Below are 18663 nucleotides of genomic sequence, written 5' to 3'. Positions count from 1 at the left end.
GTGAACGGTGCGGGGCTACCTGATGGGCGTGGGGTTGGCGATGACGGGTGCGCTGCCGGTGAAGCCTTCTCGGGCTTGGGCGATTTCGCGGATGCGGTGGCGGCAGGCGTACCAGCCGGCGACCATGAGGGCGGAGGCGATGGCGGTGACGAGCATGGTGAGGGGGGATTCGATGAAGACCATCACGAGGACGCCGAGGAGGAAGAGGAAGGAGAGGTAGCCGGTGTAGGGGGCGCCGAACATCCGGAAGGAGGGGCGTTCGAGCCAGCCTTTGTCTGCCCAGCGTTTGAGCTGGATCTGGCAGAGGACGATGGTGGCCCAGGTCATGACGATGCCCACTGAGGCTACGTTGAGGACAATTTCGAATGCCTGGGCCGGGACCAGGTAGTTCAGCGGGACACCGAGGAGGGAGACGGCGGCGGTGATGGCGATGCCGCCGTAGGGGACGCCTGCTTTGTTCATGCGGGAGGCGAACTGGGGTGCTGAGCCGTTGACGGACATGGAGCGGAGGATGCGGCCGGTGGAGTAGAGCCCGGCGTTGAGGGAGGAGAGTGCGGCGGTGAGGACGACGAGGTTCATGATGACGTCCACACCCTGGATGCCGATGGAGCCGAAGAAGGTCACGAAGGGGCTGACGCCCTTTTCGTAGGAGGTGTATGGCAGGAGCAGGGCGAGGAGGATGACGGAGCCGACGTAGAACACGGCGATGCGGAAGACCACGGAGTTGATGGCTTTGGGCATGATCTTTTCCGGGTTCTCGGTTTCGCCGGCGGCCGTGCCGACCAGTTCGATGGAGGCGTAGGCGAACAGGACACCCTGCATGAGGATGATCATGGGGAGCAGGCCGTTGGGGAAGATACCGCCGTTGTCCGAGAGGAGGCTCAGGCCCACCTGCTGGCCGTCCACGGGGGTGCCGAAGATGACGAAGTAGGTGCCGACGATGAGGAAGATGACCAGGGCCGCGACCTTGATCAGGGCGAACCAGAATTCCATCTCGCCGAAGACCTTCACGGAGACCAGGTTCAGGGCGAGGACCACCACCAGGGCGATCAGGGCCCAGGCCCACTGCGGTACCTCTGCCATCCAGGGGATGTAGTGGCCGAAGAAGTGCATGTACATGGCGGCTGCGGTGATGTCCACGATGGTGGTGGTGGCCCAGTTGATCCAGTAGAACCAGCCGGAGACGAAGGCGGCCTTCTCACCGAAGAATTCACGGGCGTAGGAGACGAACGAGCCCGACGAGGGCCGGTGGAGCACCAGTTCGCCCAGTGCCCGGAGGATGAGGAAAGCAAAGAAACCGCAGACCGCGTAGGCGATGACCAGGGACGGTCCGGCGGCGTTGAGGCGGCCGCCCGCGCCCAGGAACAGGCCGGTGCCGATCGCACCGCCGATCGCGATCATCTGGATCTGCCGCGGCTTGAGGTTCTTGTGGTAGCCCTTGTCCTCCGCGTGGAGGGCTGTTTCGCTGGCGTGCGCATGGCCGCCGTCGAGCTGGTTCGCTGCAACCTCGTCATTGGGGTCGATGGGCATGGTTGATCCTTTCGATACGGAGAAGATCCTGCTGGGTTGGGAAGGAAGTTGTGGGGTGCAGCCAGGGGTTCAGAAAACGGACCAGCCTGTGCGGTCGGAAAGATCGGCAAGAGCGGCGGTGCCGGCTAGGGAGTTCCCTTTGGCATCCAGCCGCGGGCTCCAGACGCAGATGGCACAAACACCTGGAACTATGACCAGGATGCCGCCGCCCACGCCGCTCTTTCCCGGAAGGCCCACGCGGTAGGCGAACTCGCCCGCGGCATCGTACATCCCGCACGTCAGCATGATGGAGCCGATGCGTTTCGCTTCGCTGGGTGACACCACTGTTCCGAGCGCCCCCTGGCCGTCCCGGGCGAGGAAGAGGCCGGCTTTGGCGAGTTCAACACAGGTCATCATGATGGAGCATTGGCGGACATAGTTTTCCACCACTGATTCCGCGGCCTGCTTCAGGTTGCCGAAGCCTTTCAGGAAGTGCGCCAACGCCAGGTTTCGGCTGCTGCCGGAAAGCTCGCTGGCTGCGGCGGCCTCGTCGATGAAGGGCCCCGTGCTGGCCGCCTGGGCGGTGAGGAACCGCAACAGCCGGGTGGCGGCGTCGGAGGTTTCTTCCATCAGGTGGTCGGTGACCACCAGGGCGCCGGCGTTGATGAACGGGTTCCGCGGGATTCCGTGCTCCACTTCCAGCTGCACCAGGGAATTGAACGGGGTGCCGGAGGGTTCGCGCAGCACGCGGGTCCATAGCTTTCCTGAACTGTCGCCTCGAAGCGCCAATGCCAGGGTGAACACTTTGGAGATGCTTTGGATGGAGAACGGGACATCGGCATCGCCGGAACTGAACACCTCACCGGAGGCTGTGGCAACGGCGATTCCGAACCTGTTGAAGGGGACCGCTGCGAGGAAGGGGATGTTGGCCGGGACAGAACCCGCTTCCCGCTGTGGCCGGTGGCTGCGGACGATGTCCGCCAGTATCGCGTCGAGCGGCGGCGCCTTGAGTTCTGTGGTCATTTCCTGCCCCATTGTTCTTTGCGTGTGCCGGCCCATTCCTGGACGTGGAGCAGGGCCACCAGCGAGTCCCGGGGGTTGCCGAAGTTCAGGCCAGTGGCCCGGGAAGCCTTGCCGATCCGGTAATAGACGGTGTTCTTATGCAGCCCCATCCTGCTGGCGCACTCGGCGACGTCGAGGGATGCTTCGAAGTACGCGTGCAGGGTTTCGGCGAGTTCGGCGTCCTGCCGCAGCAGCGCTGTGAGGCTGCGGTGGCGGAACGTGGAGGACGTGAAATTCTGCACCGCCTCGCGGAAGAGGATCTCGCCCTCGAAGTCGTCCACGGTTGCAACCGATGTGTCCGCAGATGTGCCCACGCAACCCAACAGGGCAGCGGTGATACGGGTGGTTGCGTGCAGGGAGAGCAAGTCCGGGACTACCGGACCGACGGCCGCGAACGGGCTGATGCCCAGGTGCTTGCCGGCATCCCGGATGATTGATTCGGCCAGGCTCCGGAGCCCGGGCTCCGCGGCAATTGACTGCAGGCCAGGGACAATCACCGCGGTGTCGCCCTTGAACTGGCCCACGACGGCGGACGCCTTGTACGCAGCGGCGTGGATGGATGCGAGATTGGCGAGTTCGCCGTGCTTCAGGGCCGCGTCGTCGGCCTGGGCTTCGGCATCGGATATTCCTATCAGGATCAGTGCGGCCGGGCGCTCCGCGGGGATCTTCTCGCTGTGTGCGCTGGCCGAGGCTTCCGCCGGACCTGACAGGATCCGCACAATGCGGTCTTCGCGCATATGTACTGACTGCTGGTTGCGGTAACGGATCAGTTCGGCCGAGGCCCGTGCAGCAGATCCGGTGAGCACGTAGTCGACGTCCGCGCCGAAACCGGCCCCGGTTTCCTGCAGCCAGATGTAGCCCATGATCCGGTCCCCGGCGAACAGTGTGATGGCCACGCGTTCCCGCAGTCCGTCCTGTGGCCGGGCCGGTACACGCACCGGCAGCCGGGTCCTGTGCAGTTCACGGTAGGCGCCCAGGTCCTTGAGCAGCAGTTCGTATTTACGCGGACCGCGCCGGGCGAGGATGGATGCCTTTCGCAGCTCGTCGATGTCATTCGAAACAGTGGAATATGCCAGCACCTTGTTGGCTGCATCTTCGATGAGCACGTGGCTTGATGTGAGCCTTGCGGTGGTCTGGGCGATGGCAAACAGGTCCTCTTCCAGCAGAGTCAGCACCTCGCGCTGGTAGCTGGGCGGCTGGATGCGGTCCCTGGCGATGGTCAACAGCCGGTCCCAGTCAGCCCCCGGATCCACCAGGAGCAGGCCAGTGCCGGCATCGCGGAGCAGCTCTTCCGCTTCGGCGAGCTCTTCACGTTGTCCCTTGACGGCGACCACCGGCGGCGGGTTCTTCAAGAGCCGGCGCAGAGCGGGCAAAGCCGAGCGTCCGCGGACGCCGATCAGCAGGACAAAGGCCGCGCCGCCGTCGGACGTTTCATCATCCGCGTCCACTATCAGGAACCGGTCAATCTCAACGCCGGCCGCAGCGGGCCGGAGGATGAGGCTGGCGAAACCCAGGGGGAGATCCGAGAGGATATCGTCCACCGTAACCGCTGCCATGGGCTTCCTTCTGCGTTGAGGTGACCGGACGGCTCTGTCCGGTCACCTCATGCTATCGAGGCAGGCTTCCCCAAAATATGTAAAGAAACCCAAATGCCGTGGCAGCTTTTCGGTTGGCTGACCAAATCTGGACCGCTAATGCCCTGTATAGCCCTGGGGAACTCACCGAGATCAACGACGACTTTTTGGTCCCGCCTTAGTCCGCTTCCGGGTCCTCTTCGGGCTCGAAGGTAGTCGGCTCATGAGTCAGACCCAAGCCGACGCCGTCAGCACCGGTGGGGACGCCGTCGTCGGCCTTCCCTGCTTCGCCGTTCCCCGCCGTATCCTTCACAGCGGCACCCTGCGGCTCCTCGTCGTCGGGCAGGGATTCAGGTGAGTTGACGGTCATGGCCCCTCCTTCGTTGGTGGGCGATAACGCTATCAGCGCGCGAATCGGATGGCTCCTGATTCCGGCGAACATCCCTGAGAACAAAATTGATTCGATCTTGAGCTAAGCCTTGCGAACCCATGCAGTTATGGGTTCACGCTGGGCTTATCACCACAAATGATGGCGGGGGAAGCAGGAAGAGTCATGGGAAACCGACCAGCTCTGGAAGAAGTAGACGCAGTGGGAGGCGTGATCACTGATCACCATCCCCTCGATTTCCATAGCCTGGGGCTCGCCGGCTGCATTGACCGGCTCACCGGTCCCCTCCGCCAGCAAGGCACAGCAGTCCGCTGGGATACTCCGCACTGGGGCATCGAGATCCCGGCGGACTGCGCGTCTTTGCTCTACCAATCGGCCCGCGAAGCCTTGAGCAATGCCTACAAGTACTCGGATGCTTCCGAACTCAGCCTCCAGCTCGCGGCAGTGGGCCACGGCGTACGGCTGGTGGTGTCCGACGACGGCTCAGGCTTTGACAGCCGGCTCGCCGTCAGCGGGCGGCACCACGGTTACGGCCTGCGGCTGATGTCCGTGGCAGTCCACGAAGCCGGCGGCACCGTGGACATCCGCTCCGAGCCAGGGCAGGGCACCACCATCACGGTCACCCTACCCCTGGACTGACCTGGCTCAGCGCAGGGCACCTACCGTGAAAGCTTGTCCGGATCAGGCTCCAGGTCACCGATGTGGCCCGGGGCGTTGGCTGCCAGCACCCGCTCGACGAACGCGCCGTACTCGTCCATGTAGTGCCGCAGGAACTTGGCGGTGGATGCATCCTTGATCTCGCCGTCGGCGCCGAAGACCTCGGGCTTGAACTGAATATAGACCTCCGGGGCGTTCAGTTGGGGGGCGTCCAGGAAGCTCAGCACGCTGCGCATGGAGGACTGCATCACTGCGGTCCCGATCCCGCCTGGTGACGCGCCGATGATGCCGGTGGGCTTGCGTGCGAAGGAGTTTGTCCCCCACGGCCGGGAGCCCCAGTCGATGGCGTTCTTCAGGGCGCCGGGGATGGAGCGGTTGTATTCGGGGGACACAAACAGGATGCCGTCCGAGCCTTCGATGGCTTCCTTGAGGGCCCGACCTGCGGGCGGGAAATCGGCGTCGTAGTCGTAGCTGTAGAGCGGCAGGTCCTTGATGGGGATCTCGGTGAACTCAAGGTTCTCCGGGGCCAGCTTGATCAGGGCGGTGGCGAGCGTGCGGTTGATGGAGCCGGTGGCCAGGCTCCCAACGAAGTATCCGATTTTGTGCGTTGCCATGAAATGTTCCTTCCCAAAACAGCCAGCCCAGCCGGCTGGCCAATAGAGCTTTTTGTTTGGTGAAGCGGCACAGTGCTTCCCTAGTCCAGCACAGAACGGTCCAAGCGGCCAGAGGTCCAGCCAAGGATCTTGACACCCCGTCCGCACGGGCGCTGAATGATGATCGGGGGACTATCCACGCACACCACGGGAGCAGCTGTCATGAAGGAAAAATCAGAAACGGCGCAGCGCATTCACGCCGAGGCGCCGGCCGAGGGGGACGAATCCGCGGACCCCACCGACATCCGCGTTCACTCGCAGGAACCGGCCGAAGGCGCCGAACCGGACGACCCCCAGGAGGCCGCCCACTGAGGCTCAACAGCTACCTTGGCTCAGGAAAATGGCCCCTAGAGGCTGGCCATGAGCTCGGATCGGACTATATGCTAAGCATGCTGATGAATTGTTGAACCCTTCATCAGATCCGGTTCTACACAAAGGAGACCGCTATGAGCACGAAGGTGGAAAAACGCATTCTGGTGAACGTACCGGTGAGCACGGCGTACAACCAGTGGACCCAGTTCGAAGAGTTTCCGCATTTCATGGGCGGGGTGAAGAGCGTCAAGCAGACCAGCGACGACCAGCTGGAATGGGTGGCGGAAATCGCCGGCGTCCGCCGGCAGTGGACCGCCAGGGTCCTGGAGCAGGTCCCGGACCGTAAGGTTGCCTGGGCCGCCACCGAAGGCGCCACCAACGCCGGTGCCGTAGAGTTCGAAGATGTGGGCGGCGGCCAGACCTCCATCCACCTCAGCCTCGAATACGATCCCGAAGGCATCATCGAGAAGGTCGGCGACAAGCTGAACGTGGTTGACCGCCAGGCCGAGGCAGACCTGAAGCGGTTCAAGGACTTCATCGAGGACGCAGGCTACGCCAGCGGCGCCTGGCGTGGCTCCGTCAATCAGGGCGCCACTGTGGGCACCCCCGGGGTGGAGGATGCTGCCGCATCACGCGGCGATTCAGGCAAGGCCGGCATCTCCGGCAAGGTAGCAGCAGCCGGAGTGGCCGCAGTTGCCGGGGCAGCCGCAGCCATGAGCGGCGGCAAGAAGGACGACACCGACGCGCGGGACGTGACCGTGACCCCGGTTGCACCGGTTGCGGACGAGCCAGTACGGGCCGGCGAACCGACGCCGATCCGGCATGTCCCCTCGGATACAGTTACCGGCACCACGACGACGGCCGGCACCGGCTCGGCAGCCAGCACCGTGGGCGGCGGCGAACGCTCGCCCGGGCACCCCTTCGACCAGACCAACGGTCTGGTGGACTTCGACGGTGAATCCGACGAAACCGCGGACGGCGAAACGCGCAGTGCCGGCCAGCGCCGCGAGGACAGCACAGTGACCGGAAACGTTCCGCCGCTGGGCGGAAACCTCGGCCAGCACTGACCTGCCCCGCACAGACGGCTCTGCCCCGCAACGATCTTGCGGGGCAGAGCCGTTCCTGTGAGCGCAGCCGTTCCTGGGAGCCGACAGGCGCCTGGAGGTTTCGGTGCTGGAGCTTAGTTCCGTGCGCGGACCAGCACCACCTCAAAATCCTTGTCCTTCACATCCATGAACTGGGCGTTCACAACGCCCAAGGTGTTCCCGAACAGCGCGGCAGTGCTGGGAATGTTGAAGTCCTCACTCGTGATGACGTCCAGGACCCTTCCCGAAGAAAGGTCCCCGGACAGCCTGATGTGGCTGACCTGGTTCGTGAAGTTCTGAACGGCCCACAGCTGATGGCCCCTGACGAGGATTCCGTCGACATTGGGCACGCTCACTCCCCCTATGAGGGCGCTTGCGCCGGTCTCCGGATTGACGGTGTAGAGCTCGCCATTTCCGGAGTGGGCGACAATCAGCGTCTTCCCGCCCTGGGCAGAAGCGATGCCATTGAGGTTGAAGGGATCAGAAGCGTCCGCTGCCGGCCCGGTCAGCTTCAGGAATGGCTTGTGGACCTCCCCCACCACACCGCTCCGGCTGACCGGAATGAAGTACAGCTCGGCGGCGGCAGAGTTGGTGAACCAGGCTCCGTCCGGTGTCAGCGTGACGTCGTTGATGAAACCTGGCGCCAGTTCGACCGTTTTGACCGGCTTCCCGGATTCGGTGTCGTAAATGAAGGCCTTGCCGGTGGCGCCGCCCGCCACGAACAGGAGATCGTTGCGGGTATCGGCCTTCATGCCGACGGCGGCTCTGCCATCGTTGGGGGCGTCGATGAACAATTTTGCCTCGCCGGTGCGGATGTCACCGCGGAAGATGTCACCGGTACCCAAATCGCCTGCGTAAAAGGTGGTTCCCTCCCCGGCGGCTATGCCCTCGGCCGACGTGGCGCCCGGGAGGACGATTTCTGAGTCTTCTGGCGGAGCAGCCGCGGCCGGGACGGCAGGCGCCAGCAGACCCATCAGGGCGATGAACCAGAGGGCGGTACGTCGTTGTACTTTTCCTGAATTCTGCGTTGTGCGGGCCATAATGCTTCCTTGGATAGGACCGATCCGCACGGGCCCACACATGCGGGAACCCGCACGGTTGTCCTGCCAGTTTAGGCACCTCGGCAGCAGGCCCGCCAGAGCCTGACGCCCCCTTCTGCAGGCCCCGGACCCCGTTTGTTCGCGGGTCACACTACGCCCGCCAACACCGCCGACCCGGCGCCGGACCGCGGTCTCTGCTTACAATCGAAACCTCAACCGCCTACTGAGGGACCCATGAAGAAACTCGCCACCGTCCTGGTCGCTGCCGGCCTCGTGTTCTCCGCTTCGGCCTGCACGGCTCCGAACCAACTTTCCACCGCCGAGACCTGCGAGCGCGTTCAGGTTGTCCTCTCGAACCAGGCGAACAAGGTCGGTAAGACCGGCCTGGTGCGCCTCGCCAACCAGATCCGGCCCATCGAAGCTGTGGCTTCTGATGACCTCAAGCCTGCCCTCGGGTCCTACATCGACTACGCGGACGAGGCCTCCAAGGAGACACCGGACCAGGACAAGCTCGCCGGGATGCAGGCCAAAAACCAGGAAGCCAACACTGCGTTGTCGACCTTCTGCAAGTAAGGTCCCGTGAGCGCCCGACGGCGGCCGGATGGCCGCCGTCGTCGGCTTCACCCCCGCCCGGACTCCGGGACCCGGTCCCGGGTTTGAACCACGCCTACTGCAGGGCCAGGATCAGGAACAGGGCCGACAGGACAACCGCCGTGGGTGTCATCACCAGGCGTTCGGGTGTGCTGCGCGAGATTCCGTGAAGCCCTGGTTCACCAGCGGCGGCGCCATGTCGGCCTTGGCCGTCGCCACGTAGGCGAACAGGACGTAGAAGACTACTGACGTAGCGCCCTCATGTGACTTCCCCCGCATGCCGGGACGATCAGCAGGGCTCCGCCGTTAAACCCTTGGCGGAAGGAGGCCACGTGCTCATTGTCCTAACCGGAATCGACGGTTCGGGAAAATCCACGGCCGCCCGCACCCTGGTGTCCGCGGCCCGCGCAGAAGGTGGAAATGCCTTGCTGCTGAGCAACCACGCGGGCCGGCGAAGCATGTCCGTGGTGGCGGAACGCCTCGGAATCCGCTGGCCGGGCAGGCTCGCCGACGCCGTGGAAACCACCCTCCGCACAGTCAACGTGCTCATATCCCATGCCCGGGCAAGCCGCTTCGACGGACTGGTGGTGATGGACCGGCACCTCTACTGCCAACTGGCCTTGCGGGCAGCGAAGGGCCTGCCGCGGGGGAAGGTGCTGCCCGGGCTGCTTGCGGCCCTTCCCGCTGCGGACGCCGTGGTCCATCTGGACGCAGACCCTGTCGTGGCACACCGGCGCATCGTGGCGCGCGGCACGGACAACGAAACGCTGGCGGAACTGGTGTCCTTCAGGGACGCCTACCGGTCCCTGCCCGAATATGCACAGTTCACCGTGATCGACGCCGATGTTCCCGCTGCCGTTCTGTTGGCCCGGCTGCGGAGCCTCACCAAAGGCGGAACCCTCACCAGCGTTTAGTGCGGGGCAACCGGTCCGGACGGCGTCCGGGCAGCTCAGATGAGCGCGTGCATTCCGCGGCTCCGCGGGCGCCCGAAGGACGCCGCACCCAGGAACTCGACGGCGACGAACGGCTCCGATCCCACCACCCACTCATCATGGCCGGGAGGAAGCGCATAGGTGTCATGGGCGTGGATGGTGGACCTCACGCCGTCGGACGTTTGAATCTCCAGGCTGCCCGAGACGCAGTACCCGAGATGGTTGTGCTCACAGAACTCCGTCAGTTCGGTGGGTTTAACCAATTCGGACCAACGCCAGCCGGGCGCCAGGATCAAGCGGGCCACCGAGTAGTCATCAACGGTGACGAGATCGAACTCGGCCTTGTCCGGACACCGCTTCTTGTCCGGGATGTCCAGGGACTTAACGGCAAGGGCTCTGATGAAATTTGCGGTCATGAAGGACACACAGCCTAGGAATTTTCTGCGGCGGGCGCTAAAGGGCAGAAGACCGGCCTGAGCGTGAAGACCGATCGAGCGGAAACGTGGCGGAGACCGAAATCGTGTATCTCTAACGCTATCCCTGCGCTGTCTGAAGTCAATGGACCGAATGTTAACTTTATGTTGCCTGGCGCCAGGCGCCACGGAATACGGAAGGTGACGCCGAAGTTGTGCATAGAGCGGGAAGCCGCTTCACTTGTTTTGCCCTTAGCCGCCCCCACCTCCCGGAGGAATGCATGAGCCCCCAACTGACCGTCAAACTTCAGCCCGGCACCCAGGCCCCGGATTTCAGCCTCCAGGACGCTTCCGGAAAAACGACCTCCCTTGCCCAGTACCGCGGCAAGAATGTCATCGTCTACTTCTACCCGGCCGCGGCCACTCCCGGCTGCACCACCGAGGCCTGCGATTTCCGGGACAGCCTCTCCTCCTTCCAGGGGTCCGGCTACGAAGTGGTGGGGGTTTCGCCGGACGCCCCCGGGAAGCTGTCCAGCTTCACCGGCGACTTTGACCTGACCTTTCCGCTGCTCTCCGACGAAGACCACAAGGTGGCCCTCTCCTATGGCGCCTGGGGCGAAAAGCTCGTCAACGGTGAAATCACCGAGGGCATCGTCCGCTCCACCGTGGTGGTGGATCCTGAGGGCAAAGTGGCACTGGCCCAGTACCAGGTCAAGGCCCAGGGGCACGTCGCCGCACTGAAGGAAGCGCTGGGCGTCTAGCGCTTTCCGGCCAGATCTTTCCGGCTACCCCCTTCCGCGAGCGCAACCATGGGCGTTGAGGTCCGTCCGGCGACGGTGTTTGCGGACGTTGCAGCGGTGTTGGGTCCCAAGCGGCCGGACGCCAACGTGTGCTGGTGCCTGAGTTACCGCATCCCGTCCAGGCAGAACCTGGAGCTGCGCGGGACGGCCCGCGGAGACTTCGTCAGGGAGCTGGTGGGGCAGGACCCGCCGCCCGGTGTCCTGGCGTACGACGGCGGCGACGTCGTGGGCTGGGCGGGTGTCCATCCGCGCGCCGACACAAGTTTCGCCCGCAACCGCAAAATCCCACACGTGGACGGCCTCGAAGTGTGGTCCGTCTGGTGCATCCGGGTGCGGCCGGGCCACCGGGGCAAGGGGATCTCCCATCACCTGCTGGAGGGCGCCGTGGATCTCGCCCGGAGCTACGGCGCGCCGGCCATCGAGGGGTATCCGGTGGACAACAAGGGCAGCAAAGTGGACCTCACCATGGCCTATGTGGGAACGCGCAGGCTTTTTGAGAAGGCGGGGTTCATCAAGGCCGCGGAGACGGAGTCGGTGCTCAATGGCTTCCCGCGGATACTGATGCGCCGCGACCTGCGCTGAGCACACCGGCAGCCGGCGGGCGCCAGGGGCAGTTGGGGCGGGCGAATTGATCAGGGCTTTTTCCGCCAGCGGCTGGGCCAGTCTTTGTCCATCAGCCACAGGACCACCAGAAGCGTGTCCATGGTGATGAGTCCTGCTAAGAGGTAAGCCCAACCTGTTAACCAATGCACCGCAATCTCCTGACCTGGTATCCCCCAGCCACTCGATTGTCCTCAAGTGTGGCACGGAACAGGTCTGCAGGGAACGGCTACTTCAAGAGTGCCACCAGGCGGCCGTGCACTTCGGTTTCGCGGCTGAGGAGGCGCGTGAGCTGTTCGACCTTCTCCGACATTTCGACGCCGACGGCGAGCCTGTTGCCGGGCCAGCTGGACGCCTCCCAGGACTCCCCCAGCGCCCGGGCCAACGACCGGTTCAGCGTGCGCACTTTCCAGGTGTGGCTCAGGTAGTGAAGCGTGCTCCGCGCGAAGTGGCCCTCCCTGATCAGGAGCAGCGAGCGGGCGACGATGCCCGGAAGTGCTTCTGCGGATTCGGTTTTTTCCATGAGCCGTGCACCGTCCTCCGGCAAGTCTTGCGATACGTCGGGTCTTCCCTTCGAGTGTGGCCAACGTTGCTCAAGGTCCCATCAATTCGGTCCCAACTTTGAAACAAGACCCTCTGTGGTCCCGGACCGGAGCGGTCGCCTGTGCTGCCTTCCATGCCCCAAACACGTCGAGCCGTTGTGATTGAAGACGATCCGGACATCCGCGGGCTTCTGGTGCGTGTCCTGGTAAAACAGGGATTCCTGGTCACCGTGGCCGCCGCCGGCCTGCCGGGCATCGAAGTGGTCCGCAGCGAGCGGCCTGACCTGGTCACCCTGGACCTGAACCTCCCGGACCTGGACGGCCTGGAGGTCTGCAAGCGCCTGCGCGGGTTCTCCGACGCCTTCATTGTGATGCTCGCTGCCCGCGCCGACGAACTGGACAAGCTCACAGGCCTGGACAATGGAGCCGATGATATCGGGCCGGAGGTGACGTTGCGGATGAGTAGGCTAGATGGCATGGCTTTTGAAGAAACTCCCGCTGAGCGCCGCGAGGTCACCGTGCGCCGGGCCCCCAAGTACGTGCCGTTCCTCATCCTCGGCGCCCTGGTGGGAGTTCTGGTGGCGGCCGGGGTTGCCTATGGGCTTCCGGGGGACGAGGAATTTGACCGCGGGGCCGTGTTCGGATTCTTCCTGGTGACGTTCGGCGCCGGCGGTGCCATCCTGGGCGCCGTCGTGGCCCTGCTGCTGGACTGGTTGAGCGTCAAGGGCCAGGAACGCGCCATCGTTGAGGCGGTTCCGGATTCCGAGCCCGACGACGGCGAGCAGCCCTAGTCGCGGCCGCCAGCACGAACGGCAGCACGGTCACAAACCCCGCGGCGGAAAAGTCTTACCGCATGTCGTGAGATAATCGACCAGTGGCACGCGGCGATGGAAAACTTTCTCATGATCTTCTCCCTGGCGAAAAAGGCCCTCAGGACGCTTGTGGCGTTTTCGGGGTCTGGGCACCAGGTGAGGAGGTTGCAAAACTTACCTATTACGGGCTGTATGCATTGCAGCACCGCGGTCAGGAGTCGGCTGGTATAGCCACCAGCGACGGCAAGCGGATCAACGTCTACAAGGACATGGGCCTCGTTTCCCAGGTCTTCGACGAGACCACGCTGAACACCCTGACCGGGCACCTGGCGGTGGGACACTGCCGCTACTCCACCACCGGAGCCAGCCACTGGGCCAACGCCCAGCCCACCCTCGGCGCCACCAGCACCGGCACTGTCGCCCTGGCGCACAACGGCAACCTGACCAACACCGCCGAGCTCAACGCCATGATCCAGGAACGCAACGGCGGCCTGCTCAGCGGCGAAATGAAGCAGGGCAACACCTCTGACACCGCCCTGGTCACGGCCCTGCTCGAGGGCGAGGAGGGCAAGACCCTCGAAGAAACCGCCACCGAACTCCTGCCCAAGATCAAGGGCGGCTTCTGCTTCGTCTTCATGGATGAAGGAACCCTCTACGCTGCACGCGACACCTACGGCATCCGCCCGCTGGTCCTGGGCCGGCTGGAACGCGGCTGGGTGGTTGCCTCCGAGCAGTCCGCCCTGGCCACCGTGGGCGCCAGCTTCATCCGGGAAATCGAACCCGGCGAATTCATTGCCATTGATGAGGACGGTGTCCGTTCCAAGCGCTTCGCGGAGCCGACGCCGGCGGGTTGCGTTTTCGAATACGTCTACCTCGCCCGCCCGGACGCCGCCATCGCCGGCCGCTCCGTGTACGAGTCCCGCGTGGAAATGGGCCGCCAGCTGGCCCGCGAAAATACCCAGGAAGCGGACATCGTCATTCCGGTCCCGGAGTCCGGCACCCCCGCAGCCGTGGGCTACGCCGAGGAATCCGGCATCCCGTTCGCGCACGGCTTCGTCAAGAACTCCTACGTCGGCCGCACCTTCATCCAGCCCTCCCAGACGTTGCGCCAGCTGGGCATCCGGCTGAAGCTCAACGCGCTCGAGTCCGTGATCCGCGGCAAGCGCGTGGTGGTGGTTGATGACTCGATCGTCCGCGGCAACACCCAGCGCGCCATCGTCAGGATGCTCCGCGAAGCCGGCGCCGCCACTGTCCACATCAAGATCTCGTCCCCTCCGGTCAAGTGGCCCTGCTTCTACGGCATCGACTTCGCCTCCCGCGCGGAACTGATCGCCAACGGCGCCACCATCGAGGAAATCTCCCAGGCGATCGGCGCGGATTCGCTCGCGTACATCTCCGAGGACGGGATGATCGGCGCCACCCAGCAGCCGCGGGAACGCCTGTGCACCGCCTGCTTCACGGGCAAGTACCCCATCGCGCTGCCGGGCTCGGACAAACTGGGCAAGAACCTGCTGGAGCGAACCGACCTCGGCGGCCTGGCGCCGTCGCCGTCCGCCCTCCCGGGTTCCACTGCCGCACTGGCCGTTGCCACCATCGCCAACGATGAGGACCCGGCGGACGACGAAGGCTCCGACGGCTGCGATCCCGGACCGGACGCTGAGTTCGAGGACCTGCTGACTGAAGAAGACCGTGTGCCCGAGATTCACCACGCAGCCACCTCCACCGGCGCCGACAAGAAAGAGTCCGTATGACTTCCGCTACCCCCGCCGCCGGCCACAGCTCACAGAACGCAACGGGCATCACCTACGCCTCCGCCGGCGTTGACGTTGAAGCCGGCGACCGCGCCGTAGAGCTGATGAAGGGTGCCGTCAAGGCCACCCACAACTCCTCCGTGATCGGCGGCGTGGGCGGCTTCGCCGGCCTGTACGACGTCTCCAGGCTCCTGACCTACAAGCGCCCCCTGCTGGCCACCTCCACGGACGGTGTGGGCACCAAGGTGGCCATCGCCCAGGCCATGGACATCCACGACACCATCGGCTTTGACCTGGTGGGCATGGTGGTGGATGACATCGTGGTGGTGGGCGCCGAGCCCCTCTACATGACCGACTACATCGCCTGCGGCAAGGTGGTCCCCGAGCGCATCGCGGACATTGTGCGCGGCATCGCCGCCGCCTGCTCCGTGGCCGGGACCGCCCTGGTGGGCGGCGAAACAGCCGAGCACCCTGGCCTGCTGGGCGAGCACGAATACGACGTCGCGGGCGCTGCCACCGGGGTTGTCGAGGCTTCCGACCTGCTGGGCCCGGACCGTGTCCGTGCCGGCGACGTGGTGATCGGCATGGCCTCCTCCGGCCTGCACTCCAACGGCTACTCCCTGGTCCGCCGCGTCATCAACCACGCCGGCTGGGCACTGGACCGCCAGGTTTCCGAACTCGGCCGCACCCTCGGCGAGGAACTGCTGGAACCCACCCGTGTTTATGCCGCAGACTGCCTGGACCTGGCCCGTACCTTCCCGGTGAACAGCACCAATGCCGTGCACGGTTTCAGCCACGTCACCGGCGGCGGCCTCGCCGCAAACCTGGCACGCGTGCTGCCGCAGGGCCTCGTTGCCACCGTGGACCGCGCCACCTGGGAACTGCCGGCCATCTTCAAGCTCGTGTCCGAACTGGGCAACGTGCCGCTGGCCGATCTGGAGCGCACCCTGAACCTGGGCGTGGGCATGGTGGCCATCGTCTCCGCCGAAGCTGCCGACGCCGCCGTGGCCCGCCTGAACGACCGTGGCCTGCCGTCCTGGATCATGGGCACCGTCACCACGGATTCGGATTCGATCCTCAAGACAGGCCCGGACTACGTGCAGGGCGCCAAGGGCGTGGACGGCGGCGCAGTCCGCCTGGTCAACGCCTACGCCTAGCCACTCCTCAAGCAGCCCGGGGCTTCATTGTGAAGCTCCGGGCTTCTTGCTGCGCCGTCTTCTTACTGGAAGCTGCTTACTGGACGTCGATGACGCCCATCATGCCGAGGTCCTCGTGATCAAGGATGTGGCAGTGGAAGACGCTCCGCCCGCGGAAGTCCCTGAAGTGCACCCTGACCTTCACCCGCCCGTTGGCCGGAATGTTCACCACGTCCTGCCAGCGCACGGCGTCCACGGCCGCGCCGTCCTGCTCGATGACCTGCATCGGCCACACGTGCAGGTGGAACGGATGGTCCATGGGGCTGGTGTTGGTCAGCGTCCATTCCTCGATGTCCCCGGCCGTGGCCGTGATGTCTGTCCGGGCCGAGTTGAATTCCCGCCCGTTGATGGTGAACCGCATTATGCCGGCGCCGCCCATCCCCATCCCGCCTCCCATGCCCGCGGCCAGGACGATCTGCCGGCGGGCCGCAACAGCGGAGGAGCGCAGGTCTCCCAGCCCCTGGGAAGCGGGGACCGCCGGGAGGGGCGCCACCGGCTCACCGGCCACGCGAAGAGCAGCCAGTGCGGCGCCGTCGGGCTGGCCTGCGGGGTTCCGCGCGCCTGATCCCGCCCCCATCATTCCGGGCATGCTCCCCCGGTCCTGGTACAGGGCACGCAGCACGGAGTCGCCCGCTGTTGTGGTCACCAGCAGGTCTGCCCGGTTGCCCGGCATAAGCAGCAGCTCCTCGATGTCCTCCGGAGTCTGGAAACGGCCGGAGTCCATGCCGAGCAGTTGCAGCTGTTGGCCGTCGAGCCGGAGCCTGAGGTAGCAGGATACACACGTGTTGACGATGCGCCACCTTTCCCGCTCCCCGGGGCGGGCTGTGAACTGCGGGCCGCTTTGGCCGTTGACCAGGATCAGCTGGCCCTCCCGGCCCATCATCCGGTCCATGTCCGTGGCTCCGGCGATGTTCCCCAGGCCGTCCAGGCTGGTGTCGGAAATTACCAGCACCCGCTCAATGCTTGCCCCGATGGGCTCCGGGTCCTCCACGATGATCGCCCCGAAAAGTCCCGCGAAGATCTGGTCGGCCACCATCCCGTGGTGGTGCGGGTGGTACCAGTACACGCCCGGCGGATGATCCTCCGGAAGCCTGTACTCGTAGTCGAAGGTGGCCCCGGGTTCCACCGTGATGAGGACGTTGTCCCCGTTGCCTTCCGGTGTGACGTGGAGCCCGTGCACGTGAAGATTGGTGGGCGCCGCCAGGTTGTTGACGAGCTTGATCCTGAGGACGTCGCCTGCACGCAGGCGAAGAGTCGGGCCCGGAATGCTCCCGTTGTAAGCGAGGGCCGCGGCCTGCCGGCCCGCCAGCGGGATCTGTCCCGGAGCAGCTTCCAGCCGCACCTGCAGCTGACCGCCTGCACTTCCTGCCTCCGGCGGCGTTGCCAGTTCGACTCCGCTGACAGTGGCCGGCCGGGAGTTTCCCAGCGTCCAGAGCACCCCGGCGCCGCCGGCCACCGTTGCCGCCGTACCCAGTCCGCCCAGAAGCAGCGCCTTGCGGCGGCTGATGGGCTGCACTAAGGACCCTCACCGAGCACCCGAAGCTGTTCGCGGTACTGCTCCGCTGTCAGTTCGCCCTTCGCAAAACGTTCGTCCAGGATCTGCCGGGCCCTGCTCCGCCCCATGGGCGGTGGACCGCTGCCATCATGGGGGCCGCCCGGCCCGAATCCGCCACGATAGCCGCCGCCGAACATCCTGACCGTCAGCAGCACCAGCAGGGCGATGCCGATGAGCATCAGCGGTACCCAGACCCACATCCACCACATGCCGTTTCCGTAACCCCACATCATGGCGGCCGCCTTTCGCCTCCGACACAACCAGTGCTCCGATTCTGGGCGCGGCGGCGGCAGTGGGGTAGAGTCCGAGGTCCCCTCTTCGGGTGCTCCGATGCGGGTTTCTTAGACCTCCAGCAGGCTGAAGACGCCGCCCTGCGGGTCCTTTAGCGTGGCAGTCGCACCAGGGGTTTCCGGGTCATCGTCGCCCGGTTCGATCAGCACCACCGCGCCCGCCGCCACAGCCTTCTTTACGGTTTCGGCGACGTCGGAGACGCCGAAGTAGATCTGCCACCGCGCGGGAGCATCTGCAGCGACAACGCCGGCCACTTCGGCGCTGTTCACCATCAGCGTGGTGTAGGTGCCGCCGTCGTCCTGGGGGTACTCCGTGACCTCATGGCCGAACAGATGCTGGAAGAACCCGACGGCGGCCTGCGGCTCGGGCGTCAGCAACTCTGTCCACGAGAGGGCACCGGGCTCGTTGTACCGTCCGGTGCCGGTGTGCGTCCCGGGCTGCCACACGCCGGTGGTCCCGCCGCCCGGGGGATCCACAAACACCATGACGCCGGTGTCGCCCACCGTCTCCGGGCCGAACTGGACCTGCCCGCCGGCGTGCGGTGTCTCCTCGGCGACTGCGCCGGCGTCCTCGGCCGCGAAGTAGACGTTCCATTGGGCGTCGGTGCCCAGCGATTCCTGGTGCGGGTTCTGCGGGGCCACAACGGCCACCAGGTCCTCGGCGATGAACGCCTGGGCGTAGCTGCGGCCGTCCGGCGTGGGCATGTCCTTGAAGGTCCAGCCGAACACGGCTGCATAGAAGGCCTTGGCTGCGTCCACGTCGCGGGTCTGGACATCAGCCCAGCACGGCTCACCGTGGGAGTAGCTGCGTGAAGTGGTGTTTCCTGGCATGGCAGGTCCTTTCGCGGCGGCACAAAAGCATCGACCCCCTCAGTCAACACCAAAAAGCCCGCCGCCTGCA

General features: G+C 65.2%; 22 protein-coding genes and 1 pseudogene. 11 read left to right on the top strand and 12 right to left on the bottom strand.

The annotated features are described in order from the left end of the window. Nucleotides 1-15: 15 nt before the first annotated feature. The 4 genes from ACS5PJ_RS04760 to ACS5PJ_RS04745 all read right to left on the bottom strand — a co-directional run bounded on the left by ACS5PJ_RS04760 (nt 16) and on the right by ACS5PJ_RS04745 (nt 4515). Nucleotides 16-1530, bottom strand: a complete 1515-nt coding sequence (locus ACS5PJ_RS04760; protein WP_439433763.1) for an amino acid permease — start codon at nt 1528-1530, stop codon at nt 16-18. 69 nt (nt 1531-1599) lie between these two features. Then, nucleotides 1600-2532: a glutaminase gene (locus tag ACS5PJ_RS04755; protein WP_439433762.1), complete on the bottom strand. Its 933-nt coding sequence runs from the start codon at nt 2530-2532 to the stop codon at nt 1600-1602. Further along, nucleotides 2529-4127, bottom strand: a complete 1599-nt coding sequence (locus tag ACS5PJ_RS04750) for a PucR family transcriptional regulator (protein WP_439433761.1) — start codon at nt 4125-4127, stop codon at nt 2529-2531. The genes ACS5PJ_RS04755 and ACS5PJ_RS04750 overlap by 4 nt, the downstream gene beginning before the upstream one ends. Nucleotides 4128-4323: 196 nt before the next feature. After that, the gene (locus ACS5PJ_RS04745; RefSeq protein ID WP_439433760.1) at nt 4324-4515 is read right to left on the bottom strand and encodes a hypothetical protein; all 192 of its coding nucleotides are present in this window, start codon (nt 4513-4515) and stop codon (nt 4324-4326) included. A 183-nt stretch (nt 4516-4698) separates the two neighbouring features. Here ACS5PJ_RS04745 and ACS5PJ_RS04740 point away from each other — a divergent pair, with 183 nt between their 5' ends. Then, a complete protein-coding gene (locus ACS5PJ_RS04740) occupies nt 4699-5172 on the top strand; it encodes a sensor histidine kinase (protein WP_439433759.1) in 474 nt (157 codons plus the stop codon). A gap of 20 nt (nt 5173-5192) precedes the next feature. On the opposite strand, the gene ACS5PJ_RS04735 is transcribed toward ACS5PJ_RS04740, so the two are convergent. Beyond that, nucleotides 5193-5804 carry an NADPH-dependent FMN reductase gene (locus ACS5PJ_RS04735; protein WP_439433758.1) on the bottom strand — a complete coding sequence of 204 codons (612 nt, stop codon included), beginning with the start codon at nt 5802-5804 and terminating at the stop codon, nt 5193-5195. Between the two features lie 201 nt (nt 5805-6005). On the opposite strand from ACS5PJ_RS04735, the gene ACS5PJ_RS04730 reads away from it, so the two are divergent. Continuing rightward, entirely contained in the window at nt 6006-6155 is a 150-nt protein-coding gene (locus tag ACS5PJ_RS04730; protein ID WP_439433757.1) for a hypothetical protein, read from the top strand. Between the two features lie 134 nt (nt 6156-6289). Beyond that, nucleotides 6290-7222, top strand: coding sequence for an SRPBCC family protein (locus ACS5PJ_RS04725; protein ID WP_439433756.1), 933 nt, complete (start codon nt 6290-6292; stop codon nt 7220-7222). 113 nt (nt 7223-7335) lie between these two features. On the opposite strand, the gene ACS5PJ_RS04720 is transcribed toward ACS5PJ_RS04725, so the two are convergent. Further along, nucleotides 7336-8280 (bottom strand): SMP-30/gluconolactonase/LRE family protein, encoded by a 945-nt coding sequence (locus tag ACS5PJ_RS04720; protein ID WP_439433755.1) that lies wholly within the window; start codon nt 8278-8280, stop codon nt 7336-7338. 234 nt (nt 8281-8514) lie between these two features. Between ACS5PJ_RS04720 and ACS5PJ_RS04715 the strand changes: the two genes are divergently transcribed. After that, nucleotides 8515-8853 carry a hypothetical protein gene (locus tag ACS5PJ_RS04715; RefSeq protein ID WP_439433754.1) on the top strand — a complete coding sequence of 113 codons (339 nt, stop codon included), beginning with the start codon at nt 8515-8517 and terminating at the stop codon, nt 8851-8853. A 150-nt stretch (nt 8854-9003) separates the two neighbouring features. On the opposite strand, the gene ACS5PJ_RS04710 is transcribed toward ACS5PJ_RS04715, so the two are convergent. After that, nucleotides 9004-9150, bottom strand: a complete 147-nt coding sequence (locus ACS5PJ_RS04710; RefSeq protein ID WP_439433753.1) for a hypothetical protein — start codon at nt 9148-9150, stop codon at nt 9004-9006. 53 nt (nt 9151-9203) lie between these two features. Between ACS5PJ_RS04710 and ACS5PJ_RS04705 the strand changes: the two genes are divergently transcribed. Next, nucleotides 9204-9785, top strand: coding sequence for a nucleoside/nucleotide kinase family protein (locus tag ACS5PJ_RS04705; RefSeq protein ID WP_439433752.1), 582 nt, complete (start codon nt 9204-9206; stop codon nt 9783-9785). 35 nt (nt 9786-9820) lie between these two features. Here the strand turns inward: ACS5PJ_RS04705 and ACS5PJ_RS04700 are convergent, their stop codons facing one another. Further along, nucleotides 9821-10219: a cupin domain-containing protein gene (locus ACS5PJ_RS04700; RefSeq protein ID WP_439433751.1), complete on the bottom strand. Its 399-nt coding sequence runs from the start codon at nt 10217-10219 to the stop codon at nt 9821-9823. A gap of 278 nt (nt 10220-10497) precedes the next feature. Here ACS5PJ_RS04700 and bcp point away from each other — a divergent pair, with 278 nt between their 5' ends. Both bcp and ACS5PJ_RS04690 read left to right on the top strand, forming a co-directional pair. Continuing rightward, nucleotides 10498-10977: a thioredoxin-dependent thiol peroxidase gene (gene bcp / locus ACS5PJ_RS04695; RefSeq protein ID WP_439433750.1), complete on the top strand. Its 480-nt coding sequence runs from the start codon at nt 10498-10500 to the stop codon at nt 10975-10977. 48 nt (nt 10978-11025) lie between these two features. Continuing rightward, the gene (locus ACS5PJ_RS04690; protein ID WP_439433749.1) at nt 11026-11598 is read left to right on the top strand and encodes a GNAT family N-acetyltransferase; all 573 of its coding nucleotides are present in this window, start codon (nt 11026-11028) and stop codon (nt 11596-11598) included. A gap of 247 nt (nt 11599-11845) precedes the next feature. Here ACS5PJ_RS04690 and ACS5PJ_RS04685 read toward each other — a convergent pair whose 3' ends face one another. After that, complete coding sequence (locus ACS5PJ_RS04685) at nt 11846-12139, bottom strand: hypothetical protein (protein ID WP_439433748.1); 294 nt, start codon at nt 12137-12139, stop codon at nt 11846-11848. 153 nt (nt 12140-12292) lie between these two features. Between ACS5PJ_RS04685 and ACS5PJ_RS04680 the strand changes: the two are divergent. From ACS5PJ_RS04680 to purM, 4 genes and pseudogenes are all read left to right on the top strand, one after another. Beyond that, a pseudogene (locus ACS5PJ_RS04680) lies at nt 12293-12592 on the top strand (response regulator); the annotation flags it as partial. A 42-nt stretch (nt 12593-12634) separates the two neighbouring features. Then, nucleotides 12635-12949, top strand: coding sequence for a hypothetical protein (locus tag ACS5PJ_RS04675; protein WP_439434113.1), 315 nt, complete (start codon nt 12635-12637; stop codon nt 12947-12949). A gap of 83 nt (nt 12950-13032) precedes the next feature. Further along, the gene (gene purF, locus ACS5PJ_RS04670; protein WP_439433747.1) at nt 13033-14721 is read left to right on the top strand and encodes an amidophosphoribosyltransferase; all 1689 of its coding nucleotides are present in this window, start codon (nt 13033-13035) and stop codon (nt 14719-14721) included. Next, the gene (gene purM / locus ACS5PJ_RS04665; RefSeq protein ID WP_439433746.1) at nt 14718-15878 is read left to right on the top strand and encodes a phosphoribosylformylglycinamidine cyclo-ligase; all 1161 of its coding nucleotides are present in this window, start codon (nt 14718-14720) and stop codon (nt 15876-15878) included. Before purF ends, purM begins: the two co-directional genes overlap by 4 nt. A 76-nt stretch (nt 15879-15954) precedes the next feature. On the opposite strand, the gene ACS5PJ_RS04660 is transcribed toward purM, so the two are convergent. The 3 genes from ACS5PJ_RS04660 to ACS5PJ_RS04650 form a co-directional block, all read right to left on the bottom strand. Beyond that, a complete protein-coding gene (locus ACS5PJ_RS04660; protein ID WP_439433745.1) occupies nt 15955-17433 on the bottom strand; it encodes a multicopper oxidase family protein in 1479 nt (492 codons plus the stop codon). Next, a complete protein-coding gene (locus ACS5PJ_RS04655) occupies nt 17433-17705 on the bottom strand; it encodes an SHOCT domain-containing protein (protein ID WP_439433744.1) in 273 nt (90 codons plus the stop codon). Before ACS5PJ_RS04655 ends, ACS5PJ_RS04660 begins: the two co-directional genes overlap by 1 nt. Nucleotides 17706-17813: 108 nt before the next feature. Further along, entirely contained in the window at nt 17814-18593 is a 780-nt protein-coding gene (locus ACS5PJ_RS04650; protein WP_439433743.1) for a VOC family protein, read from the bottom strand. Nucleotides 18594-18663 lie beyond the last annotated feature (70 nt).

The sequence above is a fragment of the Pseudarthrobacter cremeus genome, assembly GCF_051857465.1.
Taxonomy (GTDB): domain Bacteria; phylum Actinomycetota; class Actinomycetes; order Actinomycetales; family Micrococcaceae; genus Arthrobacter.
Note: the sequence above shows the minus strand (reverse complement) of the source record. Positions and strands in the feature narration are given on the sequence as shown.

Excerpts from the sequence above, each read along its gene's own strand:
- bcp (WP_439433750.1), top strand. The coding sequence starts at position 10,498 with ATGAGCCCCCAACTGACCGTCAAACTTCAGCCCGGCACCCAGGCCCCG.
- ACS5PJ_RS04710 (WP_439433753.1), bottom strand. The coding sequence starts at position 9,150 with ATGCGGGGGAAGTCACATGAGGGCGCTACGTCAGTAGTCTTCTACGTC.
- ACS5PJ_RS04735 (WP_439433758.1), bottom strand. The coding sequence starts at position 5,804 with ATGGCAACGCACAAAATCGGATACTTCGTTGGGAGCCTGGCCACCGGC.
- ACS5PJ_RS04685 (WP_439433748.1), bottom strand. The coding sequence starts at position 12,139 with ATGGAAAAAACCGAATCCGCAGAAGCACTTCCGGGCATCGTCGCCCGC.
- ACS5PJ_RS04745 (WP_439433760.1), bottom strand. The coding sequence starts at position 4,515 with ATGACCGTCAACTCACCTGAATCCCTGCCCGACGACGAGGAGCCGCAG.
- ACS5PJ_RS04750 (WP_439433761.1), bottom strand. The coding sequence starts at position 4,127 with ATGGCAGCGGTTACGGTGGACGATATCCTCTCGGATCTCCCCCTGGGT.
- ACS5PJ_RS04760 (WP_439433763.1), bottom strand. The coding sequence starts at position 1,530 with ATGCCCATCGACCCCAATGACGAGGTTGCAGCGAACCAGCTCGACGGC.
- ACS5PJ_RS04730 (WP_439433757.1), top strand. The coding sequence starts at position 6,006 with ATGAAGGAAAAATCAGAAACGGCGCAGCGCATTCACGCCGAGGCGCCG.
- ACS5PJ_RS04755 (WP_439433762.1), bottom strand. The coding sequence starts at position 2,532 with ATGACCACAGAACTCAAGGCGCCGCCGCTCGACGCGATACTGGCGGAC.
- purM (WP_439433746.1), top strand. The coding sequence starts at position 14,718 with ATGACTTCCGCTACCCCCGCCGCCGGCCACAGCTCACAGAACGCAACG.
- ACS5PJ_RS04690 (WP_439433749.1), top strand. The coding sequence starts at position 11,026 with ATGGGCGTTGAGGTCCGTCCGGCGACGGTGTTTGCGGACGTTGCAGCG.
- ACS5PJ_RS04650 (WP_439433743.1), bottom strand. The coding sequence starts at position 18,593 with ATGCCAGGAAACACCACTTCACGCAGCTACTCCCACGGTGAGCCGTGC.
- ACS5PJ_RS04675 (WP_439434113.1), top strand. The coding sequence starts at position 12,635 with ATGGCTTTTGAAGAAACTCCCGCTGAGCGCCGCGAGGTCACCGTGCGC.
- ACS5PJ_RS04720 (WP_439433755.1), bottom strand. The coding sequence starts at position 8,280 with ATGGCCCGCACAACGCAGAATTCAGGAAAAGTACAACGACGTACCGCC.
- ACS5PJ_RS04700 (WP_439433751.1), bottom strand. The coding sequence starts at position 10,219 with ATGACCGCAAATTTCATCAGAGCCCTTGCCGTTAAGTCCCTGGACATC.
- ACS5PJ_RS04655 (WP_439433744.1), bottom strand. The coding sequence starts at position 17,705 with ATGATGTGGGGTTACGGAAACGGCATGTGGTGGATGTGGGTCTGGGTA.
- ACS5PJ_RS04740 (WP_439433759.1), top strand. The coding sequence starts at position 4,699 with ATGGGAAACCGACCAGCTCTGGAAGAAGTAGACGCAGTGGGAGGCGTG.
- ACS5PJ_RS04715 (WP_439433754.1), top strand. The coding sequence starts at position 8,515 with ATGAAGAAACTCGCCACCGTCCTGGTCGCTGCCGGCCTCGTGTTCTCC.
- ACS5PJ_RS04725 (WP_439433756.1), top strand. The coding sequence starts at position 6,290 with ATGAGCACGAAGGTGGAAAAACGCATTCTGGTGAACGTACCGGTGAGC.